Annotated in this window: 19 protein-coding genes and 1 pseudogene; 8 read left to right on the top strand and 12 right to left on the bottom strand. The window is 62.3% G+C overall.

Going from position 1 to position 22,114, the window contains the following annotated elements:
* Positions 1-894 (bottom strand): LysR substrate-binding domain-containing protein, encoded by an 894-nt coding sequence (locus INQ47_RS16255; protein ID WP_404702107.1) that lies wholly within the window; start codon positions 892-894, stop codon positions 1-3.
* 106 nt (positions 895-1,000) lie between these two features.
* Between INQ47_RS16255 and INQ47_RS16250 the strand changes: the two genes are divergently transcribed.
* Entirely contained in the window at positions 1,001-2,173 is a 1,173-nt protein-coding gene (locus tag INQ47_RS16250) for an MFS transporter (RefSeq protein WP_404702106.1), read from the top strand.
* Between the two features lie 52 nt (positions 2,174-2,225).
* Here INQ47_RS16250 and INQ47_RS16245 read toward each other — a convergent pair whose 3' ends face one another.
* From INQ47_RS16245 to INQ47_RS16230, 4 genes and pseudogenes are all read right to left on the bottom strand, one after another.
* Complete coding sequence (locus INQ47_RS16245) at positions 2,226-3,152, bottom strand: DMT family transporter (RefSeq protein WP_404702105.1); 927 nt, start codon at positions 3,150-3,152, stop codon at positions 2,226-2,228.
* A gap of 105 nt (positions 3,153-3,257) precedes the next feature.
* Positions 3,258-3,653 (bottom strand): hypothetical protein, encoded by a 396-nt coding sequence (locus INQ47_RS16240; protein WP_028697753.1) that lies wholly within the window; start codon positions 3,651-3,653, stop codon positions 3,258-3,260.
* 76 nt (positions 3,654-3,729) lie between these two features.
* Positions 3,730-3,984, bottom strand: coding sequence for a BrnA antitoxin family protein (locus INQ47_RS16235; RefSeq protein ID WP_404702104.1), 255 nt, complete (start codon positions 3,982-3,984; stop codon positions 3,730-3,732).
* Positions 3,962-4,090, bottom strand: a pseudogene (locus tag INQ47_RS16230) (BrnT family toxin); the annotation flags it as partial. The pseudogene INQ47_RS16230 and the gene INQ47_RS16235, both read right to left, overlap by 23 nt.
* Positions 4,091-4,312: 222 nt before the next feature.
* Between INQ47_RS16230 and INQ47_RS16225 the strand changes: the two are divergent.
* Positions 4,313-4,585 (top strand): hypothetical protein, encoded by a 273-nt coding sequence (locus tag INQ47_RS16225; protein WP_012051554.1) that lies wholly within the window; start codon positions 4,313-4,315, stop codon positions 4,583-4,585.
* Between the two features lie 71 nt (positions 4,586-4,656).
* Here the strand turns inward: INQ47_RS16225 and INQ47_RS16220 are convergent, their stop codons facing one another.
* On the bottom strand, positions 4,657-6,018 hold the full coding sequence (locus tag INQ47_RS16220) for a DEAD/DEAH box helicase (protein ID WP_012051553.1): 1,362 nt from the start codon (positions 6,016-6,018) through the stop codon (positions 4,657-4,659).
* A gap of 103 nt (positions 6,019-6,121) precedes the next feature.
* Between INQ47_RS16220 and INQ47_RS16215 the strand changes: the two genes are divergently transcribed.
* Positions 6,122-7,423 (top strand): mechanosensitive ion channel family protein, encoded by a 1,302-nt coding sequence (locus tag INQ47_RS16215; RefSeq protein ID WP_404702103.1) that lies wholly within the window; start codon positions 6,122-6,124, stop codon positions 7,421-7,423.
* A 41-nt stretch (positions 7,424-7,464) separates the two neighbouring features.
* Here the strand turns inward: INQ47_RS16215 and INQ47_RS16210 are convergent, their stop codons facing one another.
* From INQ47_RS16210 to INQ47_RS16200, 3 genes are all read right to left on the bottom strand, one after another.
* Positions 7,465-8,340: a carboxylate/amino acid/amine transporter gene (locus INQ47_RS16210; RefSeq protein ID WP_003254607.1), complete on the bottom strand. Its 876-nt coding sequence runs from the start codon at positions 8,338-8,340 to the stop codon at positions 7,465-7,467.
* Positions 8,341-8,625: 285 nt separating this feature from the next.
* Complete coding sequence (locus tag INQ47_RS16205) at positions 8,626-9,225, bottom strand: FMN-dependent NADH-azoreductase (RefSeq protein ID WP_021783415.1); 600 nt, start codon at positions 9,223-9,225, stop codon at positions 8,626-8,628.
* A gap of 109 nt (positions 9,226-9,334) precedes the next feature.
* Positions 9,335-9,649, bottom strand: coding sequence for a 3-phosphoglycerate kinase (locus INQ47_RS16200; protein ID WP_404702102.1), 315 nt, complete (start codon positions 9,647-9,649; stop codon positions 9,335-9,337).
* Between the two features lie 48 nt (positions 9,650-9,697).
* On the opposite strand from INQ47_RS16200, the gene INQ47_RS16195 reads away from it, so the two are divergent.
* The 4 genes from INQ47_RS16195 to INQ47_RS16180 all read left to right on the top strand — a co-directional run bounded on the left by INQ47_RS16195 (position 9,698) and on the right by INQ47_RS16180 (position 13,893).
* Complete coding sequence (locus INQ47_RS16195; protein WP_003254610.1) at positions 9,698-10,621, top strand: LysR family transcriptional regulator; 924 nt, start codon at positions 9,698-9,700, stop codon at positions 10,619-10,621.
* A gap of 13 nt (positions 10,622-10,634) precedes the next feature.
* Positions 10,635-11,447 carry an alpha/beta fold hydrolase gene (locus INQ47_RS16190; RefSeq protein ID WP_252461605.1) on the top strand — a complete coding sequence of 271 codons (813 nt, stop codon included), beginning with the start codon at positions 10,635-10,637 and terminating at the stop codon, positions 11,445-11,447.
* Entirely contained in the window at positions 11,441-11,998 is a 558-nt protein-coding gene (locus INQ47_RS16185) for a peptidylprolyl isomerase (protein WP_252461606.1), read from the top strand. Before INQ47_RS16190 ends, INQ47_RS16185 begins: the two co-directional genes overlap by 7 nt.
* A gap of 62 nt (positions 11,999-12,060) precedes the next feature.
* Complete coding sequence (locus INQ47_RS16180; protein WP_252461607.1) at positions 12,061-13,893, top strand: ABC transporter ATP-binding protein; 1,833 nt, start codon at positions 12,061-12,063, stop codon at positions 13,891-13,893.
* A 124-nt stretch (positions 13,894-14,017) separates the two neighbouring features.
* Here the strand turns inward: INQ47_RS16180 and INQ47_RS16175 are convergent, their stop codons facing one another.
* Positions 14,018-15,145, bottom strand: a complete 1,128-nt coding sequence (locus tag INQ47_RS16175; protein ID WP_404702101.1) for a GNAT family N-acetyltransferase — start codon at positions 15,143-15,145, stop codon at positions 14,018-14,020.
* A 262-nt stretch (positions 15,146-15,407) separates the two neighbouring features.
* Here INQ47_RS16175 and INQ47_RS16170 point away from each other — a divergent pair, with 262 nt between their 5' ends.
* Positions 15,408-16,652 carry a putative porin gene (locus tag INQ47_RS16170; RefSeq protein ID WP_252461609.1) on the top strand — a complete coding sequence of 415 codons (1,245 nt, stop codon included), beginning with the start codon at positions 15,408-15,410 and terminating at the stop codon, positions 16,650-16,652.
* Positions 16,653-16,896: 244 nt separating this feature from the next.
* Here the strand turns inward: INQ47_RS16170 and INQ47_RS16165 are convergent, their stop codons facing one another.
* Both INQ47_RS16165 and hrpA read right to left on the bottom strand, forming a co-directional pair.
* Positions 16,897-18,018: a beta-ketoacyl-ACP synthase III gene (locus INQ47_RS16165; protein ID WP_252461610.1), complete on the bottom strand. Its 1,122-nt coding sequence runs from the start codon at positions 18,016-18,018 to the stop codon at positions 16,897-16,899.
* Between the two features lie 174 nt (positions 18,019-18,192).
* Entirely contained in the window at positions 18,193-22,098 is a 3,906-nt protein-coding gene (gene hrpA, locus INQ47_RS16160) for an ATP-dependent RNA helicase HrpA (protein WP_404702100.1), read from the bottom strand.
* Between the last annotated feature and the right edge of the window lie 16 nt (positions 22,099-22,114).

Here is a 22,114-nt window from a genome sequence, read left to right as displayed (position 1 = left end):
TCAAGCCGTGGCGGTGCATTCCGACGACTGGTTAATCGTTTCGCTTTGTTGCAGGTCGATCCATGCCTGCAGATTAGCCCCACGCATGCCTTGGCGCCACATCAGCCAAGTAACCGCCTGATCGAAAGGAGCCTGCAGCGGGTGCACCCTCACCCGACCACGTCCAGGCAGGCTGTCGAGCATCGACTGGGCCATCATCGCCACACCCGCACCCGCGATCACACAGGCCAGCATGCTCTGGTACGACTCGATCTCCATTACCCGCCCCATCGGCGTATGGGCATGGGCATACCAGGCCTCCAGGCGCATGCGGTACGAGCAGCCTTGGCGGAAGGTAAACACCGCCTTGCCCGCCACGTCCTTGGCGGTGTGTACCGTCGGATGCTCGGGGCTGGAGATCAGTACCAGTTGCTCATCGCACAGCGGTACGCCATCCAGCCCGGCAAGGCTCGGCGGCCCGTCCACAAGAGCAGCATCCAGGGTGTGGTTCAGCAGCCCCTCAAGCAACTCGCCGCTGGGTGCTGCACGCACTTGCAGGTTCACCTGCGGGTAAGCCTGGTGATAGCGCGCCAGCAACCCCGGCAGGTGGGTCGCCGCCGTGCTGTACATGGTCCCCAGCACGAAATCACCAGCCGGCTGACCGCCACGCACGGCGGCCAGCGCTTCGTCGCGCAAGGCTGACATGCGGTTGGCATAGTCCAGCAGCACCTTGCCTGCTGGCGACAACTGAAGGCGCTGGCGTTCGCGCAGGAACAGTTCGACGCCCAACTGCTCCTCGAGCTGGCGCAGGCGCGTGGAGAGGTTTGATGGCACCCGGTGCAGACGCTCTGCGGCGCGGGTAACCGAGCCTTCCTCGGCCACGGCCTGAAAGATACGCAATTGGCTGAACTCCACAGCATTCTCCAAAACAGAACAACTTGATCATCATTATTCAATTTTATTGAAAATAAAAGCGCCCTAACCTGCCAGCCATCACTTATATCCGCGCAGGAGACCTGTCATGTCGCCACTCATTCAACTGCTCGCCAGCGCCGTGGCGCTGATGATGGCCATGGGCATCGGTCGTTTCGCCCTCACCCCGCAACTGCCGCAACTGATTGCCGAAGGCCAGTTCGACCTGACAGTCGCCGGGCTGGTCGCGGCGGCCAATTACCTTGGCTACTTCGTGGGTGCGGTGGACGCCATGTTCGCCCGCTCGCCAGGCCAGGTACGCCTGCGCCTGCATGGGGGCCTGTGGCTGTGTGTGCTGCTGACCCTGGCCTCATGGGCGGCCAACGGCTTCTGGGGCCACCTGCTGCTGCGCTTTGGCACCGGCGTAGCCAGCGCCTGGGTGCTGGTGATGATCACCAGCCTCAGCCAGCAAGTAGCCAATGCGCACAACCGCCAACGCCTGGGAGCGCTGGTATTCGCCGGGCCCGGCCTGGGTATTGCCGTGACCGGGCTACTGGCACTGGCCGCACATGTACAGGGGCTGGGCTCAGCAGCGCTGTGGCTGATCTATGCCGTGGCTGCCCTGGTGATGCTGCTGGCCGTGCGGCCATGGTTGCCACGGGCATTGCAAGCGGCACCGGCTCAGTCGCCAGTGCGACAAGGCCCGACGCGCAGTGTCGGCACTGGCCGCCTGGGGTTGGTGTATGGCCTGTATGGCATGGGCTACATCCTGCCGGCCACCTTTCTGTCACAGATGGCCAATCAGCAGTTTCGCGGGCAGTGGCTGGCTGACCTGTTCTGGCCGGCGTTTGGCCTGGCGGCGGCGCTGGGCGTCTTGCTGGTGAGCGTGCGCCGTGGTGGCCGCACTTCAGCCTGGCTGACTGCCACCCTGTGGCTGCAAGGGCTGGGTGTGCTGGCCTGCCTGATGGGTGGAGGGATCGGCCTGGCGCTGGGTGTTGCGCTGTGTGGCGGGCCGTTCCTGGCCTGCATGCAACTGGTCATGCAACGCTCGCGCGAGTTGGCGCCACATGCCACGCAGCGCAATGCCGGGCTGCTGACCGCGTGCTTTGCCTTGGGACAATTGAGTGGGCCGCTGCTGGCAGTGCTCAGCAGCCATTACAGCGGCGGGCTGCAACCCGCATTGATGCTGGCGGCGGGCGGGTTGGCGGTGGCTGGCGGGTTGGTCCAGTTGCCAGGTAATGCACAGCAGGGAAGCGCCTGTCAGGCCAAGGTTGCATCCTGAGTCGATGTAGCCTGTTCCGGCCGCCCGCGAAGGGGCCGGTACAGGCTATCCATCACCCTACCAACCGCCGCAATTGTTGTTTCACCCAAGGCTCGGCACTTACCAGGATCACACCCAGCAACACCATCAACGCGCCTACCACGAAATTCGCACTGAGCGGCTCATCCAGCAGCACTACGCCAAAGGTCACCCCAAATAACGGGGTAATGAAGGAAAACACCGCGAGGTTCGACGCCAGGTACTTACGCAGCAACCAGAACCAGGTGAGGTAGCTGATGAATGAGACCACAATCCCCTGGAACAACACGCTGCCCATCGCCAGCGGCGTCAGCGACACCGCGCCAATCTGTCCGCTGAGCAGGGCGATCAGCAGCAGCCCGGCAAACCCGACCGCCAACTGATAGAACAGGGTCAAGGTTGCCGGCGCCTCCGATAGCCGTGAGCAACGCACCACCACCGTAGTCGCGCCCCAAGCCAGCCCGGCGATCACGCCAAAGGCATCACCCAGCAAGGTGCGGCTGTCCATGTGCTCGAACGAAGTGCCACCGGCAAAGGCCATGGCAATGCCGCCGAAGGCCAGCAGAATGCCCAGCCATTGCAGCAGCCGCAAGCGTTCACTGGCTAGCCGAAAATGCAGGCCCAAGGCGGTAAATACCGGCGCGGTGTAGAGGAATACCGACATGTGCGCCGCCGACGTCAGTTTCAGTCCTTCGGCAATGAACAGAAACTCCACCCCGAACAGCCCGCCCGCCACCACCCCTGCGCGCCAGGTGCTGCCGACCTGCTCCCAGCCTCCCCGCCAGCACAGCATCAGGCCTACCAGTACAGCGGCAATGCCATTGCGCAGTGCTGCCTGCATCACCGGGGCGATGTCGACGGCAGCGGTCTTGATCAGTACCTGCTGGCAGCCCCAGATCAGGCAAAGCCCCAGCATTACCTGGAAGGCAAAGGCGTCAGGGTTCTTGCGGACCGCGCTCATAAGCGGGCCTCTGGGGTGATCGTAGGCATGGGCAAGGCTCGGCAGCGTTCAGAAGCTACCGATTATCGGGTTTCGAACGCTGCACTTGCCAGCCTTAAAACGACCTCAAGCAATCTGTGCCTTCGCAGATACCTGTTCGAATGTCGTTTCGTCCAGCGCATCCTCCTGCTCATCCAGCACCTGGCGCGGGTGCTCGAAGCCGGGGATGCTGCTGTCGATAAGGCTCATCAAGCGCGAGCCGCGTTCGGTCAGGACGAAGTTTTCGCCATTGCCGCCGTCCTCTTCAGGCCGGCATTCAATGAATCCGCGCTCGAATAGCAGCTTTTCATACTCGCATGCACGGGTTTTCAGGTGATCCACGTCACCCACCGGCTCACCCTTGGCGGCCAGTGCAGCAGCATGCTGCTCGGCATAGGGGCGGGGCGTGAAGCTGTGACCGGCGCCGTTCTGCACTTCGTGCAGCAAGCGTTCGATCAGGTCCCAGTCGTAGGTGATGCTCATGGCTACAGGCTCCTGCTGTGGACGAAAGGGGTACACAGGTTGGGACCTGCCAGGGTTGCCAAGCGTTCCGAAGCGCTTAGCGCTGGCGTTGTTGCGCTTGCATGTACTGGCGCAGCAACTGATTGATGCGGGTCTGGTAGCCGCTGCCCTGCTCCTTGAACCAGGCGAAGACATCTGAGTCCAGTCGAATGGTCACCGTCTGCTTGGCGGGAACGCGCAGCTCGGCCTGGCGGAAAAAATCCTGGTCCAGTTCAGGGATATCTGATGTGTCGATATCCTTGTCGTCCTGTCGGGCCAGGCGGCTCCAGTCAGTTCTCGATGATTTGGTCATAGTACCTGGCCTCCCGTTTGGTGGCTTTTATTGCAGAAATGATGCGTATCACCTCACCCCGCCTCTCCGTGTACACGACGAACCTTATCAGCGCCTTTAGCCATTCAAAGAACAGGAGACGACTGTATTTACAGCTGTACCTACAACACCCCTCTTTTCCTTCGAGACTAGAGCGATGTAGCGTGCTGCTCAACGGCACTGGAGGGATACGGGAGCGTTTCAGAAACGGACTACCACCATCAAAGAAATCTTCCATCGGTCGCAAGCCCTGAACTTCCTTGCCCCCACAGCCCTCCACCGGGCATCACCACCGCCGGAGGTTGAAAGGATGAAACCGCTACTGCCCATAGCCTGTGCCACCGCCCTGCTCTGCGCCCTGCCCGCTTGGGCCTGCACACCTGAAGAAGCAACACAAAAACGTGAGGAGTTGGCCGGGCTGGTCACTCAGTTGACCGAGCAGAACCCGCAAAAGGCCAAGGAGATCAATGATGAGCTCCAGGGGATGGATCTGGGGACGGCGAGCAAGGACTTGCCCGACAAATGTCAGCTGATCGACCAGCGGATCAAGGAATTGAAGCAGGCAGAGAAAAAGGCGGAGTGATCGTTCGTCGCCTGCGCTCGCCCTTCGCAGATGCGAGCTTGCGTCGCTTCTGCAAAGGGCCGGCGTGAGTCTTATTCAGCAGCAGGCTTGCGCTTCTTCAGCGGTGCCAGGCCGTCTGCGCTGGCCAGAGGCGCGTTGGCCTTCGGCTTGGCAGTAGGCTTGCGCTTGGCGGCAGCTTTCTTGTCGCCAGTCTTCTTCTCGACCTTTTTCTTCTTGCTACCGGCCGCCTTGCCCGAGGCCTTGACCTTCTTCGGCCCGTTGTAGGTGCCCTTCACTTCCTTGATGACCCGGCGTTCGAACTGCTGCTTGAGGTAGCGCTCGATGCTCGACATCAGGTTCCAGTCGTTGTGGGTGATCAGCGAGATCGCCAGGCCTTCACCACCGGCACGGCCGGTACGGCCCACACGGTGGACGTACTCGTCACCGCTGCGTGGCATGTCGAAGTTGATCACCAGGTCCAGGCCGTCGATATCCAGGCCACGGGCTGCCACGTCGGTCGCCACCAGCACTTTGGAGCTGCCCTGTTTGAAGCGCTCGATGGCCAGCTTGCGGTCCTTCTGGTCCTTTTCGCCATGCAGCACGAAAGCCTTCACATCCTTGGCCACCAGGTGGCCGTAGATACGGTCGGCCATGGCGCGGGTGTTGGTGAAGATAATTGCCTTGTCGAAGGTTTCGTTGGCCAGCAACCACTGCGCGATCTGCTCTTTATGCTGGTCGTGGTCGGCGGTGATGATCTGCTGGCGGGTGCCTTCGGCCAGTTGCGAGACACTGTTGAGCATCAGGTGCTCAGGGTCTTTCAGCACCTTGCCGATGATGTCGCGCAGGGCTGCGCCACCCGTGGTGGCCGAGAACAGCAAGGTCTGCTCGCGGTTCTCGCACTCCTTGCACAGGCGCTCCATGTCTTCGGCAAAGCCCATGTCGAGCATGCGGTCGGCTTCGTCCAGAATCAGGACCTGCACGTGGGACAGGTCGAGGTTGCCGGCATTGAGTTGCTCGAGCAGGCGACCCGGGGTGCCGATCAGCACGTCGGGCACCTTGCGCAGCATGGCGGCCTGTTCCTTGAAGTCTTCGCCGCCAGTAACCAGGCCCGACTTGATGTAGGTGAACTGCGAGAACAGCTGCACCTGCTTGAGGGTTTGCTGGGCCAGTTCACGGGTCGGCAGCAGGATCAACGCGCGAATCTCGACACGCGGGCCGCTGAGGTCGACCAGACGGTTGAGCAGCGGCAATACGAAGGCCGCCGTCTTGCCGCTGCCGGTCTGCGCAGTCACACGCAGATCACGCCCTTGCAGGGCCAGGGGGATGGCCGCGGCCTGCACCGGGGTTGGCTCGACAAATTTAAGCTCGGCCACGGCTTTAAGCAGGCGTTCATGCAGGGCGAATTGGGAGAACACGGAGGTAACCTCAGACAAGTGCGGGAAATTCAGTTGCATAGGGTAACGTTTTCTGCCGCCTTAGCCGAATTTCTTTTGGCAACTTTGTCGCTATCCGCGCTCTAATACAGCTTCGTTTCGCAACAAGACTGTACGCAAGCCCATGGATATCCAACAAATCTGGCGTGATTCCCTCGACCTGTGGGGCACCCTCGACCAACATCCAATGCTGCACGCCGCCATCGGCCTGGCGGCACTGCTGCTCATTTCCCTGATAGTCGGCCGCCTGGCGCGCTTCCTGGTACTGCAAGGCGGGCGCCTGCTGGCCCGTCAGCATGCGCTGAAGTGGCTGGACGACCTGCGCCACAACAAGGTGTTCCACCGCCTGGCACAAACGACACCGTCACTGGTGCTGCAATTCGGCCTGAAGCTGGTGCCCGAGCTGTCCGACACCGCCCAGCACTTCCTCGGCAATGTCGCCCTGGCCTTTACCCTGCTGTTCATGACCATGGCGCTGTCATGCCTGCTGGATGCCCTGCTCGACATCTATGCCCGCACCGAACACGCCCGCACCCGCTCGATCAAGGGTTACGTGCAGCTGGCCAAGCTGATGTTGTGGATCTTCGCCTCGATCGTCATCGTCGCCACCCTGATCGACCGCTCGCCGCTGTTACTGCTGTCCGGCCTGGGTGCAATGTCGGCGGTGCTGCTGTTGGTGTACAAGGACACCCTGCTGTCATTCGTCGCCAGCGTGCAGTTGACCAGCAACGACATGCTGCATGTGGGTGACTGGATCGAAATGCCGCAGGTAGGCGCCGATGGCGACGTGGTGGACATCACCTTGCACACGGTGAAAGTGCAGAACTTCGACAAGACCCTCGTTTCCATCCCCACCTGGCGCCTGATGAGCGAGTCATTCCGCAATTACCGCGGCATGCAACAGTCCGGTGGCCGACGCATCAAGCGCAGCCTGTTCATCGACGCCGGCGACGTACGCTTTCTCTCCCGCGAAGAAGAGCAGCGCCTGAGCCAGGTGCGGCTGCTGGGTGATTACCTGACCGCCAAGCGCCAGGAACTGCAGAACTGGAACGAGGCGCTGGGGCCGGTGGCGGAGCTGTCAGCCAACCGCCGCAAGCTGACCAACATCGGTACCTTCCGTGCCTTTGCCCTGGCTTACCTGCAGAACCACCCCAATGTGCACAAGAACATGACGTGCATGGTGCGGCAGATGCAGACCACCGCCGAAGGCGTGCCGCTGGAGATTTACTGCTTCACTACCACCACGGCGTGGGAAGAGTACGAGCGGATTCAAGGCGATATCTTCGACTACCTGCTGGCGGTGTTGCCGGAGTTTGGCCTGAGCCTGTATCAGCAGCCGAGTGGCAATGACATGCGGGTGGGGTTGACCGGGCGTACGGCGGCGGAGCCGATGCCGCGTCGCCTTGAAGAGATGAACGAGGCCTGAGATTGCCGGGGCTGCCTTGCAGCCCCGGATCAAAGGGCGCGTCAGGCCTTGCCGGCCAGCGGCGCCTGTGCGCGCCCACCCAGGCGGCTCAGCCACACCGACGCCAGGATGATCCCCCCACCGATGAACAGCCGCCCCAGCGGCTCGTGCTGGTTCCAGATCAACAGGTTCAGCAGCAGCCCTACCGGCACATGCAGGTTGTTCATGACTGCCAGCGTACCTCCAGAAACCAGGCATGCACCTTTGTTCCACCAGTACAGCCCCAGCGCCGTCGGGCACAGCCCCAGGAACAGCAGCACCAGCCATTGCACATCCGTGCTCGGCAGGTGCTGAGTGTTGCCGAACAGCAAGAAGGCCGGCAGCACCACCAGCAACGCGCCGAGGTAAAAGTACCCGAAGCGGGCGTAGTGTGGCAGGTCGCTGGGGTGGCGAGCGACCAGGTGACGGTACAGCACCTGGCCGGCAGCGTAGGTGAAGTTGGCCAGTTGCAGCAGCAGGAAGCCGATGAAGAACTCGCCGCTGATGCTGTCAAAGCGGATCACGGCGGCGCCGGCCACGGCGACCAGCGCGGCCACTAGCGCCCAAGCGTTGAAGCGCCGGTTCAGGGCATCTTCGATCAAGGTCACGTGCAGCGGCGTGAGGATGGTGAACAGCAGCACCTCCGGTACAGTAAGCACCCGGAAGCTCAGGTACAGGCAGACATAGGTGATGCCGTACTGCAGCGCGCCAATCAGCAGCATGGAACGCATGAAGCGTGGCTCGACCTGGCGCCAGCGGGTCAGCGGCAGGAACACCAGGCCGGCCAGCAGCACCCTGGCGAGCACTGCGAAATAGCTGTCAACGTGCCCGGCCAGGTACTCGCCGATCAGGCTGAAGGAAAACGCCTGGATCAGCGCGACGATTATCAGGTAGCCCATGGTTGTCTCTCGTGAATCAAGGCCGCGACCTTAGCGGGTTGCGACGAATGAGTTCAACCATGAGGAATGTAGGGGCTGTACCGGCCTCTTCGCGGGCACGCCCGCTCCCACAGGGACCTGCTATATCTTCCGGCGAATGGAGGCCCTGTAGGAGCGGGTTTACCCGCGAAGAGGCCAGCACTGATGCCCTAAAAATCCCAGGCATAAAAAAGCCCGGCCATACAAGCCGGGCAGGTACACCCAAAGGAGCAAAAACAGGTGTCAGGGTTGGGAATTCGTGAAGCCTCAGGCCACCGCCGCCAGCTTGGCCTTGGCCTGGCTGACGCCCTTCTCGTGGAACTCGCCGCTCATGTTCAAGCCTTCGGCATGGATGAAGTCGACATCGTGGATGCCGATGAACGCCATCACCTGGCGCAGGTACGGTTCCTGGTGGTCACTGCTGGCGCCAGCATGGATGCCGCCACGGGCAGTCAGGACGATGGCGCGCTTGCCGGTCAGCAGGCCTTGCGGGCCTGTCGGGGTGTACTTGAAGGTGATACCCGCACGCAGCACGTGGTCCAGCCAGGCTTTCAGGGTGCTGGGGATGGTGAAGTTGTACATGGGCGCCGCCATCACCAGCACGTCGGCAGCCAGCAATTCATCCGTCAGTTCGTTGGAACGGGCCAGGGCCTCCAGTTCGGCGGCGGTGCGCTGTTCTTCAGGCTTCATCCAGCCACCCAGCAGATTGGCGTCCAGGTGCGGCACCGGGTTTACGGCCAGGTCACGCACGCTGATCTGATCGGCTGGGTGAGCGGCCTGCCATTGCTGGATGAAATCTTTGGTCAGCTGACGGGAAACGGAATCCTGCTGGCGGGCGCTGCTTTCGATGATCAGTACGCGGGACATGGGGTGCCTCCATCGGCAAAAAAGGGTGCGATTCGATGGAGGTGAGATTAAGGCTTGACCTATCGATAAAAAAGCGTAAAAAGTGGGTCCAATCTATCGATTAATCAGTTTATTCCGCACTGCAGTTCAAGGCGATGCGCAGTTTGATGATTTGCCGATTGAATTTGGCGGTGACATCGACGCTTTTACCCGCCGGTACGTTCACCCGGCGCACCCGCGGTGCCTCCGGGCCATTGCGAAAGGTCACCTTGCACGCCGCCGGGACCTGCCCATAGTTGTTGAGGGTGATGGCGCCAATGTCATAGGCCGTGTCATAGGCGGTGTAATCGAGCTTGACCCCGGTCAGGTCCTTCTCCACATCGATGGGATAAGCCATGGCCCCGAGGGGCAGGCACATCAGTATTGCCGCACAATATTTCTTCATGGGCCGCTCTCCTTGAAAGAGCGCAGCTTAGGACAACAGGAGCGAAAGATGAAAGCGCCGCGCGTAACCCTTGACCAGTGGCGAACCCTGCAAGCAGTGGTCGATCACGGCGGGTTTGCCCAGGCCGCCGAGGCCTTGCACCGCTCGCAGTCATCGGTCAGCTACACCGTGGCCCGCATGCAGGAGCAGTTGGGCGTGCCGCTGTTGCGCATCGATGGCCGCAAGGCGGTGCTGACCGAGGCCGGCAATGTGCTGCTGCGCCGCTCGCGCCACCTGGTCAAACAGGCCAGCCAGCTCGAAGACCTGGCCCACCACATGGAACAAGGCTGGGAAGCCGAGGTGCGCCTGGTGGTCGATGCCGCCTACCCCAGTGCCCGCCTGGTGCGCGCGCTGGCCGCGTTCATGCCGCAAAGCCGCGGCTGCCGGGTGCGCCTGCGTGAAGAGGTGCTGTCTGGCGTGGAGGAAGTGATGCACGAAGGCATCGCCGATCTGGCCATCAGCAGCTACAGCATCGGCGGCTACCTGGGTGCCGAATTGAGCGCCGTGGAGTTCATCGCCGTCGCCCACCCCGAGCACAGCCTGCACCGCCTGGGACGTGAACTGACCTTCCAGGACCTGGAAAGCCAGCTGCAGGTGGTGATCCGCGATTCCGGCCGCGCCCAACCGCGTGACGTAGGCTGGCTGGGCGCCGAGCAGCGCTGGACCGTCGGCAGCCTGGGCACCGCCGCCACCTTTGTCAGCAGCGGCCTGGGCTTTGCCTGGCTGCCCCGTCACATGATCGAGCGTGAGCTGCGCGAAGGCGTGCTCAAGCCATTGCCGCTGGATCAGGGTGGCAGCCGCCACCCACTGTTCTACCTTTATTCGAGCAAAGAGAAGACCCTGGGACCGGCCACGCAGATTCTCATCGACCTGCTGCGCAATTTCGACACCGCGCCACTGGACGTGCCCTTCGCAGCCCCCCCGCAAGCCTGAGAGGACCGCGCCCATGGCCTATTTCGAACACGAAGGATGCACGCTGCATTACGAGGAATATGGCCAGGGCGAACCCCTGGTGTTGCTGCACGGCCTGGGCTCCAGCTGCCAGGACTGGGAGTTGCAGGTGCCGGTGCTCAGCCGCCACTATCGGGTGATCCTCATGGACATCCGCGGCCACGGTCGCTCCGACAAGCCCTCTGACGGTTACCAGATCGCCACCTTCAGTGCCGACCTGCTGGCCCTGCTCGAACACTTGCACACAGGGCCGGTGCACTTCGTCGGCCTGTCCATGGGCGGCATGGTCGGCTTCCAGTTTGCCGTCGACCACCCGCAATGGTTGCGCAGCCTGTGCATCGTCAACAGCGCCCCCGAGGTCAAGCGCCGCACCCGCAGTGACTGGGTGTGGTGGCTCAAGCGCTGGAGCCTGGCGCGCGTCCTCAGTGTCGAAACCGTCGGCAAGGGGCTGGCCGAGCGGCTGTTCCCCAAGCCACAACAAGCAGACCTGCGGCAGAAGATGGCCCAGCGCTGGGCGCGCAACGACAAACGCGCCTACCTCAAGAGCTTCGACGCTATCGTCGACTGGGGCGTGCAGGAACGCATCGGGCAGATCCACTGCCCTGCCCTGGTGATCGCCGCCGACCACGATTACACGCCGATACAACTCAAAGAGCGCTACGTCGCCCTAATACCCAACGCCAGGCTGGTCGTCGTCGACGATTCCCGGCACGCTACACCCCTCGATCAACCCGAGGTCTTCAACCAGACCCTGCTGCAGTTCCTCGCAGCCGCTTCCACCTCTCAAGGATCTTTGAGCCCATGCTGAAAAAACTCCTGCTCACCGCCTGCTCGGTCGCCTTCGCCACCTGTGTCATGGCTTCCGACAAGACCCCGCACGTCATGCTGGACACCAGCTTCGGCCAGGTCGAAATCGAGCTGAACGCCGAGAAGGCACCGATCAGTACCAAGAACTTCCTGGAGTACGTCGACAGCGGCTTCTACAACAACACCATCTTCCACCGCGTGATCCCGGGGTTCATGGTCCAGGGCGGCGGTTTCACTGACCAGATGGTGCAGAAGAACACCAACGACCCAATCAAGAACGAGGCCAGCAACGGCCTGCAGAACACCCGCGGCACCCTGTCGATGGCGCGCACGTCCAACCCGAACTCAGCCACCAGCCAGTTCTTCATCAACGTCGCCGACAACGACTTCCTCAACCCGGGCCGCGACGCCGGTTATGCGGTGTTCGGCAAAGTGACCAAGGGCATGGAAGTGGTCGACCAGATCGTCAACTCGCCCACCACCATCAAAAAAGGCATGCGCGACGTACCGGCCGATCCGGTCTATATCAAGTCCGCCAAACGTATCGACTGACTGCAGGCTTCACAAGGATGTGAAACCGCCTGAGGGTCGGACGAACAGGAGTGTTGTCGACCATGCTGTACCGTCGTTTCGAAAGACTGATCGATATTTTCCGCGCGGCACCGAGCGAGGCCCCACCGAGCACGGTGTGGCCGTTCTATCTGTACTACCTGCGCCAGGTATGGCCTGCTTTTCTTGCGCTGCTGGTGGTTGGCCTGTTCGCCTCGCTGATCGAGGTGGCGATGTTCAGCTACCTCAGCCGCATCATCGACCTGGCCCAGGGTACGCCCAATGCCAACTTCTTCAGCGAGCACAGCGGCGAGCTGATCTGGATGCTGGTGGTGATCCTGCTGCTGCGGCCAGTGTTCTTCGGCCTGCATGACCTGCTGGTGCACCAGACCATCAACCCTGGCATGACCAGCCTGATCCGCTGGCAGAACCATACCTACGTGCTCAAGCAGAGCCTGAACTTCTTCCAGAGCGACTTTGCCGGGCGCATTGCCCAACGCATCATGCAGACCGGCAACTCGCTGCGCGACTCCGCCGTGCAGGCCGTGGACGCGTTATGGCATGTGCTGATCTACGCCATTACGTCGCTGGTGTTGTTTGCCGAGGCCGACTGGCGCCTGATGCTGCCGCTGCTGATGTGGATCATCGGCTACATCGCCGCGCTCTGCTACTTCGTGCCGAGGGTGAAGGAACGCTCGGTGATTTCTTCCGACGCCCGCTCCAAGCTCATGGGGCGTATCGTCGATGGCTACACCAACATCGCCACCCTCAAGCTGTTTGCCCACACCGACTACGAGCAGCAATACGCTCGCGAAGCAATCCGCGAACAAACCGAGAAGACCCAGCTGGCCTCACGGGTGGTCACCAGCATGGACGTGGTCATCACCACCCTCAACGGCCTGCTGGTAGTCACCACCACGGGCCTGGCGCTGTGGCTGTGGAGCCAGTCGCTGATCACCGTCGGCGCCATCGCCCTGGCCACTGGCCTGGTGATCCGCATCGTCAACATGTCAGGCTGGATCATGTGGGTGGTCAACGGCATTTTCGAGAACATCGGCATGGTGCAGGACGGCCTGCAGACCATCGCCCAGCCGGTCACCGTCACCGACAGGCCCAATGCGCCGGCACTGAAGGTCAGCCGCGGCGCGGTGCGTTTCGATGACGTCGACTTCCATTACGGCAAGGCTGCCAATGTCATCGAAGGGCTCAACCTGGACATCCGCCCTGGTGAGAAAATTGGCTTGATCGGCCCATCCGGGGCAGGCAAGTCGACCTTGGTCAACCTGCTGTTGCGCCTGTACGACGTGCAGGGTGGGCGCATCCTGATCGACGGCCAGGACATTGCCGAGGTCAGCCAGGCCAGCTTGCGTGCGCAGATCGGCATGATCACCCAGGACACCTCGCTGTTGCACCGTTCGATCCGCGACAACTTGCTGTATGGTCGCCCAGACGCCAGCGAGGCGGAGTTGATCGAAGCCGTGCGCCGTGCCCGCGCCGACGAGTTCATCCCGCAACTGTCGGATGCCCAGGGGCGTACCGGCTTCGATGCCCATGTGGGGGAGCGCGGGGTCAAGTTGTCGGGCGGTCAGCGTCAGCGTATCGCCATTGCCCGGGTCCTGTTGAAGAATGCACCGATCCTGATCATGGACGAGGCCACTTCAGCGCTGGACTCGGAGGTGGAGGCTGCCATCCAGGAAAGCCTGGAGACGCTGATGCAGGGCAAGACGGTGATTGCCATCGCCCACCGGCTGTCGACCATTGCCCGGATGGACCGGCTGGTGGTGCTGGACAAGGGGCGAATTGCCGAGAGTGGCAGCCACAGTGAGTTGCTGGAGCAGCAAGGGCTGTATGCCCGGTTGTGGCACCACCAGACCGGAGGCTTTGTCGGGGTCGATTGACACCTGTGCGGCCTCTTCGCGGGCTCGCCCGCTCCCACAGGATCACCACAGGCCATCAGAACTGTGCAATACCTGTGGGAGCGGGCGAGCCCGCGAAAAGGCCGGCACAGGCAACACAAAACGCTCAGTCCCGGCGGTAGGGCAACATCCCCCGCGCCTCCTCGGCATACCCCCTGACCCCTTCCCGTTCCTGCAGCAGAAAACCCTCCACCGCCCGCCGCAACCCCGGATGCAGCAGGTAATGCCACGACCGCGTCAACACCGGCTCGAAACCGCGAATCAACTTGTGCTCACCCTGCGCCCCGGCATCAAACCGCTGCAGCCCTTCGGCAATGGCAAAGTCCATGCCCTGGTAGAAACACGTCTCGAAATGCAGCCGGTCAAACTCATCCAGGCAGCCCCAGTAGCGGCCAAACAGGCTGTCACCGCCCACGAGGCTCAAGGCCATCGCCACATCTCGCCCACCCTGGCGGGCCATCACCACGCGCAACGCTTCGGGCATGCGTTCGGCCAGCAGGCTGAAAAACTCGCGGGTCAGGTAAGGCGCCCGACGGCGTACCGCATAGGTGTTGGCGTAACACAGGAAGACGAAGTCCCACTGTGCTTCATCCAGTTCGTCGCCCCGATACCAGCGAAAATCGATGCCTTGCCCCGCCACCTGCTCGCGCTCCTTGCGCATCTGCTTGCGCTTGCGCGAGCTGAGGCTGTCGAGAAAGTCCTGAAAGTCGCGGTAACCGTGATTGCGCCAATGAAACTGGCACCCCAACCGCTCCATCCACCCCGGCAAGCCAGCCATCTGCGCATCCAGCTGCGGGTCAGTGAAGTTGATGTGCGCCCCTGACAACCCACCCTTACCCAGGTATTCCGGTAGCGCCTGCAGCACCAGCAAGCCGTCGGCTGGGTCGGCAGCCAGCAAACGCGGGCCACTGACCGGGCTGAACGGCACGGCGCCGAGCAGCTTGGGGTAGTAAGCGATACCGGCCCGCTCACAAGCATCGGCCCAACCATGATCGAACACATACTCGCCAAACGAGTGCCACTTGCGGTAAGCGGGCAACAGCGCCCGCACCTGCCCGTCACGCTCCAGCACCAGGTGCTCGGGAGCCCAGCCAGTGCTGCGCGCCACGCTGCCGCTGTCCTCCATTGCACTGAGAAAAGCATGGCGCAGGAAGGGTTGACCGGCTGGCACATGGGCATCCCAGGTGGCTGTCGGGAGATCACGCAGATGGGCAAGGCTGTACAGGCTGGTCACGTTTTCGGCTCGCTGTCTGAAGACCGTCAGTATCCCCAAGGAAGGCCCGTCGCTCAAATGACGAACGCCGGGTTGATCCCTTCATTCTCAATTACTTAACAACAGTGCCACTAATCAGACATTAATCTGTCATTGACCCCCGCAATACTTGCGCCTGTTTTCCGGATCCACAGAACCTGTCTACTCAGGCCCTTTCCGAAGACATGCCAACGCAGGGGCAGGCGCTTGAGCCTCCCCCATTTTTTTCAGTAGGGAGAACCTTATGCGTCTTGTTTCCACACTTACCGGAGTAAGCCTCACCGGCATGATGCTGGCCCTGAGTGCCCCGGCCAGTGCTGCTGTCGACGCCAAGCTGCTCGAAATGCTCCGCGCCAATGGCTCGATCAACCAGGCGCAGTACAACGAACTGCAGGGCGACCTGGCAAAAGAAACCAAGGAAAAGGCCGACCAGAAAGCTCAGTCCGAACGTATGAGCTCCTTCGAACAAAAAGTGGCATGGGCCGCCAAGACCCAGATCAAGGGTGACGTGCGCCTGCGTTACGAAGACGTCAACGTCGACGACCCGAACAGCAGCAGCGGCAACCAGGACCGCCAGCGCGTGCGTGCCCGTGTCGGCTTCTACAGCGAGATCAACCCGCAGGTCGACGCAGGGGTTCGTATCGCCACTGGCAGCAGCGCTGACCGACGCTCGACCAACCAGAGCTTCGACAACTACTTTGACAAGAAGTCGCTGTGGGTCGACCTGGCCTACCTCGACTGGCACCCGACTGCAGTCCCTAACCTGCACCTGATTGGCGGCAAGATGCCACAGCCTTGGGTGAGCATGGGCGACATCATCTGGGATGGCGACATCAACCCGGAAGGTGTGGCTGCCACTTACAAGGCTGACCTGGGCGGGGCCGAGGTCTTTGCCAGCGCCGGTCAGTACACCCTGAAAGACAACGTCGATGGTGACGGCGTCCAGTACAAGCACGATGCGCAGGTCTACCACGGCCAGTTGGGCGCCAAGTTTGCGCCGGCCGACGTGCTCAAGCTCACCGTGGGTGCCAGCATCTATGGTTACGACAACGACAAGGAAGCAGCCATCCTGCAGTCGTTCGGCAACACCACCAACGAGTTCAATTTGGTGGAAGGCTTTGGCCAGATCGACTTTACCGGCTTGGCCATTCCGTTGTCGGCCTATGGCCAGTACGTGAAGAATACCGAGAGCACCGATGGCGAAGATCAGGCCTGGCTGGCTGGCTTGAAAACCAAAATGGGCGCCTGGAGCCTGGACTACAACTACCGCGATGTGCAGCGTAACGCGGTGGTCAGCCTGTTCACCGATTCGGACTTCGGTAACGGCTTCACCGGTTCGCGTGGTCACAAGTTCAAGGTCGGTTACGAAATCGACAAGAACTTCTCCCTGGGTGCTGCCTACCTGATGGCCAAGACCGACCTGTCGCAGCTGCCGAACAGCAATGCTGACGTAGATACCCTGCAGGTTGATCTGGAAGCCAAGTTCTAAGCAACACCCTGCTCTGTTTCACCTGAAGCGGGAAATGCCGACCCCATCCGGCGTTTCCCGCTTTTTTGCATACCAGAAATGCATCGGCCACTTTCTACCGGGCGTTCACCGGTGCCGGCGCTACCGTATTCGCGGGTGAACCCGCTCCTACAACGGTCGGTGGTGTACACGCATGGGCGGTCCGGCACGGCCCGTCGTAGGAGCGGGTTTACCCGCGAAGGGGCCGGAACAGGCCTCTGCTCAATCAGCGCTTGCGCAAAATCACGCTACCGATCGAATACCCCGCACCAAACGAGCTCAACACGCCCAACGAGCCCTTGGCCAGGTCATCCTGGTACAGGTGGAAGGCAATCACCGACCCCGCCGAGCTGGTATTGGCGTAACGGTCCAGAATCACCGGTGCATCTTCCTCGGCCACTTCACGCCCCAACAGCTTCTTGACGATCAGGTGGTTCATGCTGAGGTTGGCCTGATGCAGCCAGAATCGCTTCACATCGCTCGGCTGCAGCCCGTTCTCCTGCAGGTGCTCACCGATCAGCTCGGCCACCTTCGGGCACACCTCGCGGAACACCTTGCGGCCTTCCTGGATGAACAGCTTGTCCGCAGCGCCTTCGCCCTCTTCCGCCGCACGGTTGAGGAAGCCGAAGTTGTTGCGGATGTTGTTGGAGAACTCAGTCCAAAGCTTGCTGCTGACGACGTCGAACTGGTGCGCCGAAGTGGCCTGGTCGGCACGCTCCAGCAACACGGCGGTGGCAGCATCGCCAAATATGAAATGGCTGTCACGGTCACGGAAGTTGAGGTGACCGGTGCACACTTCGGGGTTGACCATCAGCACTGCCCGCGCCTGGCCCAGCGCTACGCTGTTGGCGGCGGTCTGGATGCCGAAGGTGGCCGACGAGCAGGCCACGTTCATGTCGAAGGCAAAACCCTGGATACCCAGTGCCTGTTGCACTTCGATGGCGATGGCCGGGTACGGGCGCTGCAAGTTGGAGCAGGCGACGATCACCCCGTCGACATCGGCCGCCGTTCGGCCAGCGCGCTCCAAGGCCTGGCGGGCGGCGGCCATGGCCATTTCACAGAGCACCGACGGTTCATCGTTGCTGCGCTCGGGCAGGCGCGGCTTCATGCGCTGCGGGTCGAGGATACCGGCCTTGTCCATGACAAAGCGGCTCTTGATGCCCGAGGCCTTTTCGATAAACGCCGCATCGGAGAGCGGCGCCGCTTCGACTTCACCGCGCTCGATGGCGGCAGCGTTGTCCTGGTTGAACTGCTGCGACCAGGCGTTGAAGGAAGCCACCAGCTCTTCGTTGGAAATGCTCTGGGCCGGGGTGTACAGGCCGGTGCCGCTGATCACGACGTTATGCACGGTCGTTCCTCTGGTCAAAGGCCATCGCCACAAGGCGCTGGCTGGGAATATGACAGGTTAATGGCACTTTAGTGCCAATTCAGGGGCGTACATTTACCCCTGCAGGGCGGGCTTACCCGCCAAGGGCCGCAAAGCGGCCCCAAACGCCCCAAAGTTTGCCACAAATAATGAAGGTTAGCCTTCCACCTGACTCCATTGTTTGCTCAATCGCTTGTCAGAAATCGGCACCTTGGTCCCCAACTGCTGGGCAAACAGCGACACGCGATATTCTTCCAGCCACCAGCGGTACAGGGTCAGTTGCTCATCACGCTTGCCTTCCTGGGCATGCTTGTCGGCACGGGCCTTGTACTGCGCCCACAAATTGGCCAACTCGCCGCTCCACACCCGGTCCTTCTGTACTTGCGAGCCGAGTTTTTCGAGGCGCAATTCAACCGCCTTGAGGTAACGCGGCAACTCCTTGAACCACACCCCAGGCGTTTCGCGCACAAAGCCCGGGTACACCAGGTTGCCTAGCTGCTGTTTGATATCGTTCAGTGCCACCGCTTGGCTCAGGTCGATCTTGCCCTTGAAGCGCTTCTGCAGCCCATGCCACAGCTTCAGCACTTCCAGGGTCTGCCTGGCCAGGCGCTCGGCATGCTCGGCCCAGCTGCCGCGCTTGCGTTCAGCCAGCCCGGCCAAGGCCGCGCCATCACGTGGCAACGGTTGTTCGCCTTCGAGGATGCAACTGTCCAGGCTGGCCAGCAGAATGTCTTCGACCAGCGCCTCTACTCGCCCCATTTCACGGTACAGCAGGCCCAGCTCGGTCAGCCCCGGCAGCTTGCCGCGCAGGAACTTGGCCGGCTCGGCCAACTGCTGCAGCAACAGCCGTTGCAATGCGCGGCGGTGCTGAAACTCGGCTTCGGCCTGGGTCGAGAAGCGCCCTTCACGCACGGTGCCGTTGTCTTCCACCAGCGCCGGGTACACGGTCATCGACAGGCCGGCGATCTTCTGCTGGGCGGTCTGCTTCACTTCGCTGAAGGCCTTGGCCTGCACCGGCTGCTCACCCTTGGCGTCACGCGGCACGGCCAAGGCAGCCTGGCTGGCGGCAGCAAAGCGCGCGGTCAGTTCTGCCAGGTCGCGGCCTTCGCCAAGGAACTTGCCCTGACCATCGACCACTTCGATGTTCATACGCAGGTGGCCTTCAACCTGGTTGACCGACTCGTCCCAGGCCTCGTCCGACACACGTGCCCCGGTCATGCGCAACAACTCCTGGCCCAGGGCCTGCGGCAGCGCCCCTTGGCCGAAGGTCATGCGCGCCAGCGAAGCCTTGACGAAGTCTGGCACCGGGACGAAGTTCTTGCGCAGGGCCTTGGGCAGGTTGCGCACCAGCGCCACGCACTTGGCCTCCAGCAGACCTGGCACCAGCCACTCCAGGCGCTCGCCCGGCAGGCTCGGCAACAGCGGCGCCGGCACCCGCACCGTCACACCATCGCGGGGGTGGCCGGGCTCGAAGTGGTAGCTCAGCGGCAGACGCAAATCGCCCACCTGCATACTGTCGGGGTACTGTGCGGCGGTCACTTCGCTGGCCTCGCGGGCCAGCACGTCCTCCTCGCGCATGATCAGCAGGTTGGCGTCCTTTTGGCTGCCCATGCGGTACCAACTGTCGAAGGTCGCCGTCTGGTGGATTTCTGTCGGCAGGCGCGCTTCGTAAAAAGCGTACAGCGTTTCTTCGTCAGCCAGAATGTCACGCCGGCGAGCCTTGGCTTCCAGCTCGTCCAGCTCTTCAAGCAGGCGCTTGTTGGCCGCCAGGCACTTGGCCCGCGACTGGATTTCGCCACCCACCAGGCCTTCGCGGATAAACAGCTCGCGCGAGGTCGCCGGGTCGATCGGGCCGTAGTGCACTGGCCGGCGGCCGACCAGGATCAGGCCGTAGAGGGTGATCTGCTCGTAGGCCACTACCTGCCCGCGCTTCTTCTCCCAGTGCGGCTCGAAATGGTTTTTCTTGATCAGGTGGCCGGCCAGCGGTTCGATCCAGTCCGGCTCGATCTTGGCCACCATGCGCGCATACAGCTTGGTGGTTTCGACCAGCTCGGCAGCCATGACCCACTGCGGGCGCTTGCGCCCCAGGCCCGACGACGGATGCACCCAGAAGCGCCGCTGGCGGGCGCCCTGGTAGTCGCCCTCTTCGGTCTTCTGGCCAATCTGGCTGAGCAGCCCGCTGAGGATTGCCTTGTGCAGCTTCTGGTAATCGGTCGGTTCCTTGTTCACCGTCAGTTGCAGGTCGCGGCAAATCAGCGCCAACTGACGATGAGCATCGCGCCACTCGCGCAGCCGCAAGTAGTTCAGGAACTGCTTGCGGCACCAGTTGCGCAGCGGGTTGGCGGTCAGCGCCTGGCGTTGTTCCTCGAAACCACGCCACAGGTTGACCAGCGCAGCGAAGTCCGAATCCACGTCCTTCCACTGTGCGTGCGCCTGATCGGCCGCCTGCTGGCGTTCTGGAGGGCGTTCACGCGGGTCCTGCACCGACAGCGCGCTGGTGACGATCAGCACTTCCTGCAGGCTGCCCAGGCGCGCGCCTTCAAGCAGCATGCGGCCCAGCCGCGGGTCGATCGGCAAGCGCGCCAGCTGGCGGCCAATTGGCGTCAGCTGGTTCTCGCGGTTAACCGCCGAAAGCTCCTGCAACAGGTTGAAGCCGTCACTGATGGCTTTGCCATCTGGCGGCTCGATGAACGGGAAGGCATCGATTGCGCCCAGGCGCAGGTGCAACATCTGCAGGATCACCGCCGCCAGGTTGGTGCGCAGAATCTCCGGGTCGGTAAACGCTGGCCGGCTGTTGAAATCCTCTTCGCTGTAGAGACGCACGCAAATGCCCGGCTCGACCCGGCCGCAACGGCCTTTTCGCTGGTTGGCACTGGCCTGTGACACCGCCTCGATCGGCAGGCGCTGGACCTTGGCGCGGTAGCTGTAGCGGCTGATGCGCGCAGTACCGGTGTCGATCACATAGCGGATGCCCGGCACGGTCAGCGAGGTTTCGGCGACGTTGGTGGCCAGCACTACGCGGCGCCCGGTGTGCGGTTGGAAGATACGCTGCTGCTCGGCCGGCGACAGGCGCGCGTACAGCGGCAAAATCTCGGTATGGCGCAGTTGCGCCTTGCGCAGGATCTCGGCGGCATCACGGATTTCCCGCTCGCCCGGCAGAAAGATCAACACATCGCCCGGGCCCTTGCCTTCGCTGCGTTCGTGCTGCGCCAGCTCGTCGAGGGTGGCAAGGATGGCCTGGTCGACCGTGAGGTCGTCCTCGATCTGGTTGCCCTCTTCGTCCTGTTCGCTGGTCAGCGGGCGGTACCAGGTGTCCACCGGGAAGGTGCGCCCGGACACCTCGATGATCGGCGCACCGTCGAAGTGCCTGGAAAAGCGCTCCAGGTCGATGGTGGCCGAGGTGATGATCAGCTTCAGGTCCGGTCGGCGATGCAGCAACGTTTTCAGGTAGCCGAGCAGGAAGTCGATGTTCAGGCTGCGCTCGTGCGCTTCGTCGACGATGATCGTGTCGTAGCGCTCAAGGAAGCGGTCGTGCTGGGTTTCGGCCAGGAGGATGCCGTCGGTCATCAGCTTGACCAAGGTGTTGGAGTCGCTCTGGTCTTCGAAACGCACCTGGTAGCCGACCAGCGCGCCCAAGGGCGTGCCCAGCTCTTCGGCGACCCGCGCTGCCACGCTACGCGCTGCGATCCTGCGTGGCTGGGTATGGGCGATCAAACCATGGCTGCCACGACCAAGCTCAAGGCAGATCTTCGGCAACTGGGTCGTCTTGCCAGAGCCGGTTTCGCCGGCGATCACCAACACCTGGTTTTCGGCCAGGGCCTTCTTGATTTCGTCACGCTTGGCGGCGATGGGCAGGTTGTCGTCGTAGCGTACGGTCGGCACGCTCTGCTGACGCGCGGTGACCTGAGCGCAAGAGGCCTGGACCTTCTCCACCCACTGCGCCAGCTTCGCCTCGTCGGGGCGCTTGCGCAGTTCGTGCAGTTGCCGGCGCAGGCGATGGCGGTCGGCAATCATGGCGTGGTCGAGGTTTTGCAGCAATTTGTCGATGGCGTGGTCAGTCATGGGGCTTTTTAGTGAT

The organism is Pseudomonas sp. 3HC3 (assembly GCF_044904505.1).
Lineage (GTDB): Bacteria > Pseudomonadota > Gammaproteobacteria > Pseudomonadales > Pseudomonadaceae > Aquipseudomonas > Aquipseudomonas putida_Y.
The sequence above is the reverse complement of the archived record's forward strand: the minus strand, read 5'-3'. Positions and strand labels throughout refer to the sequence as shown.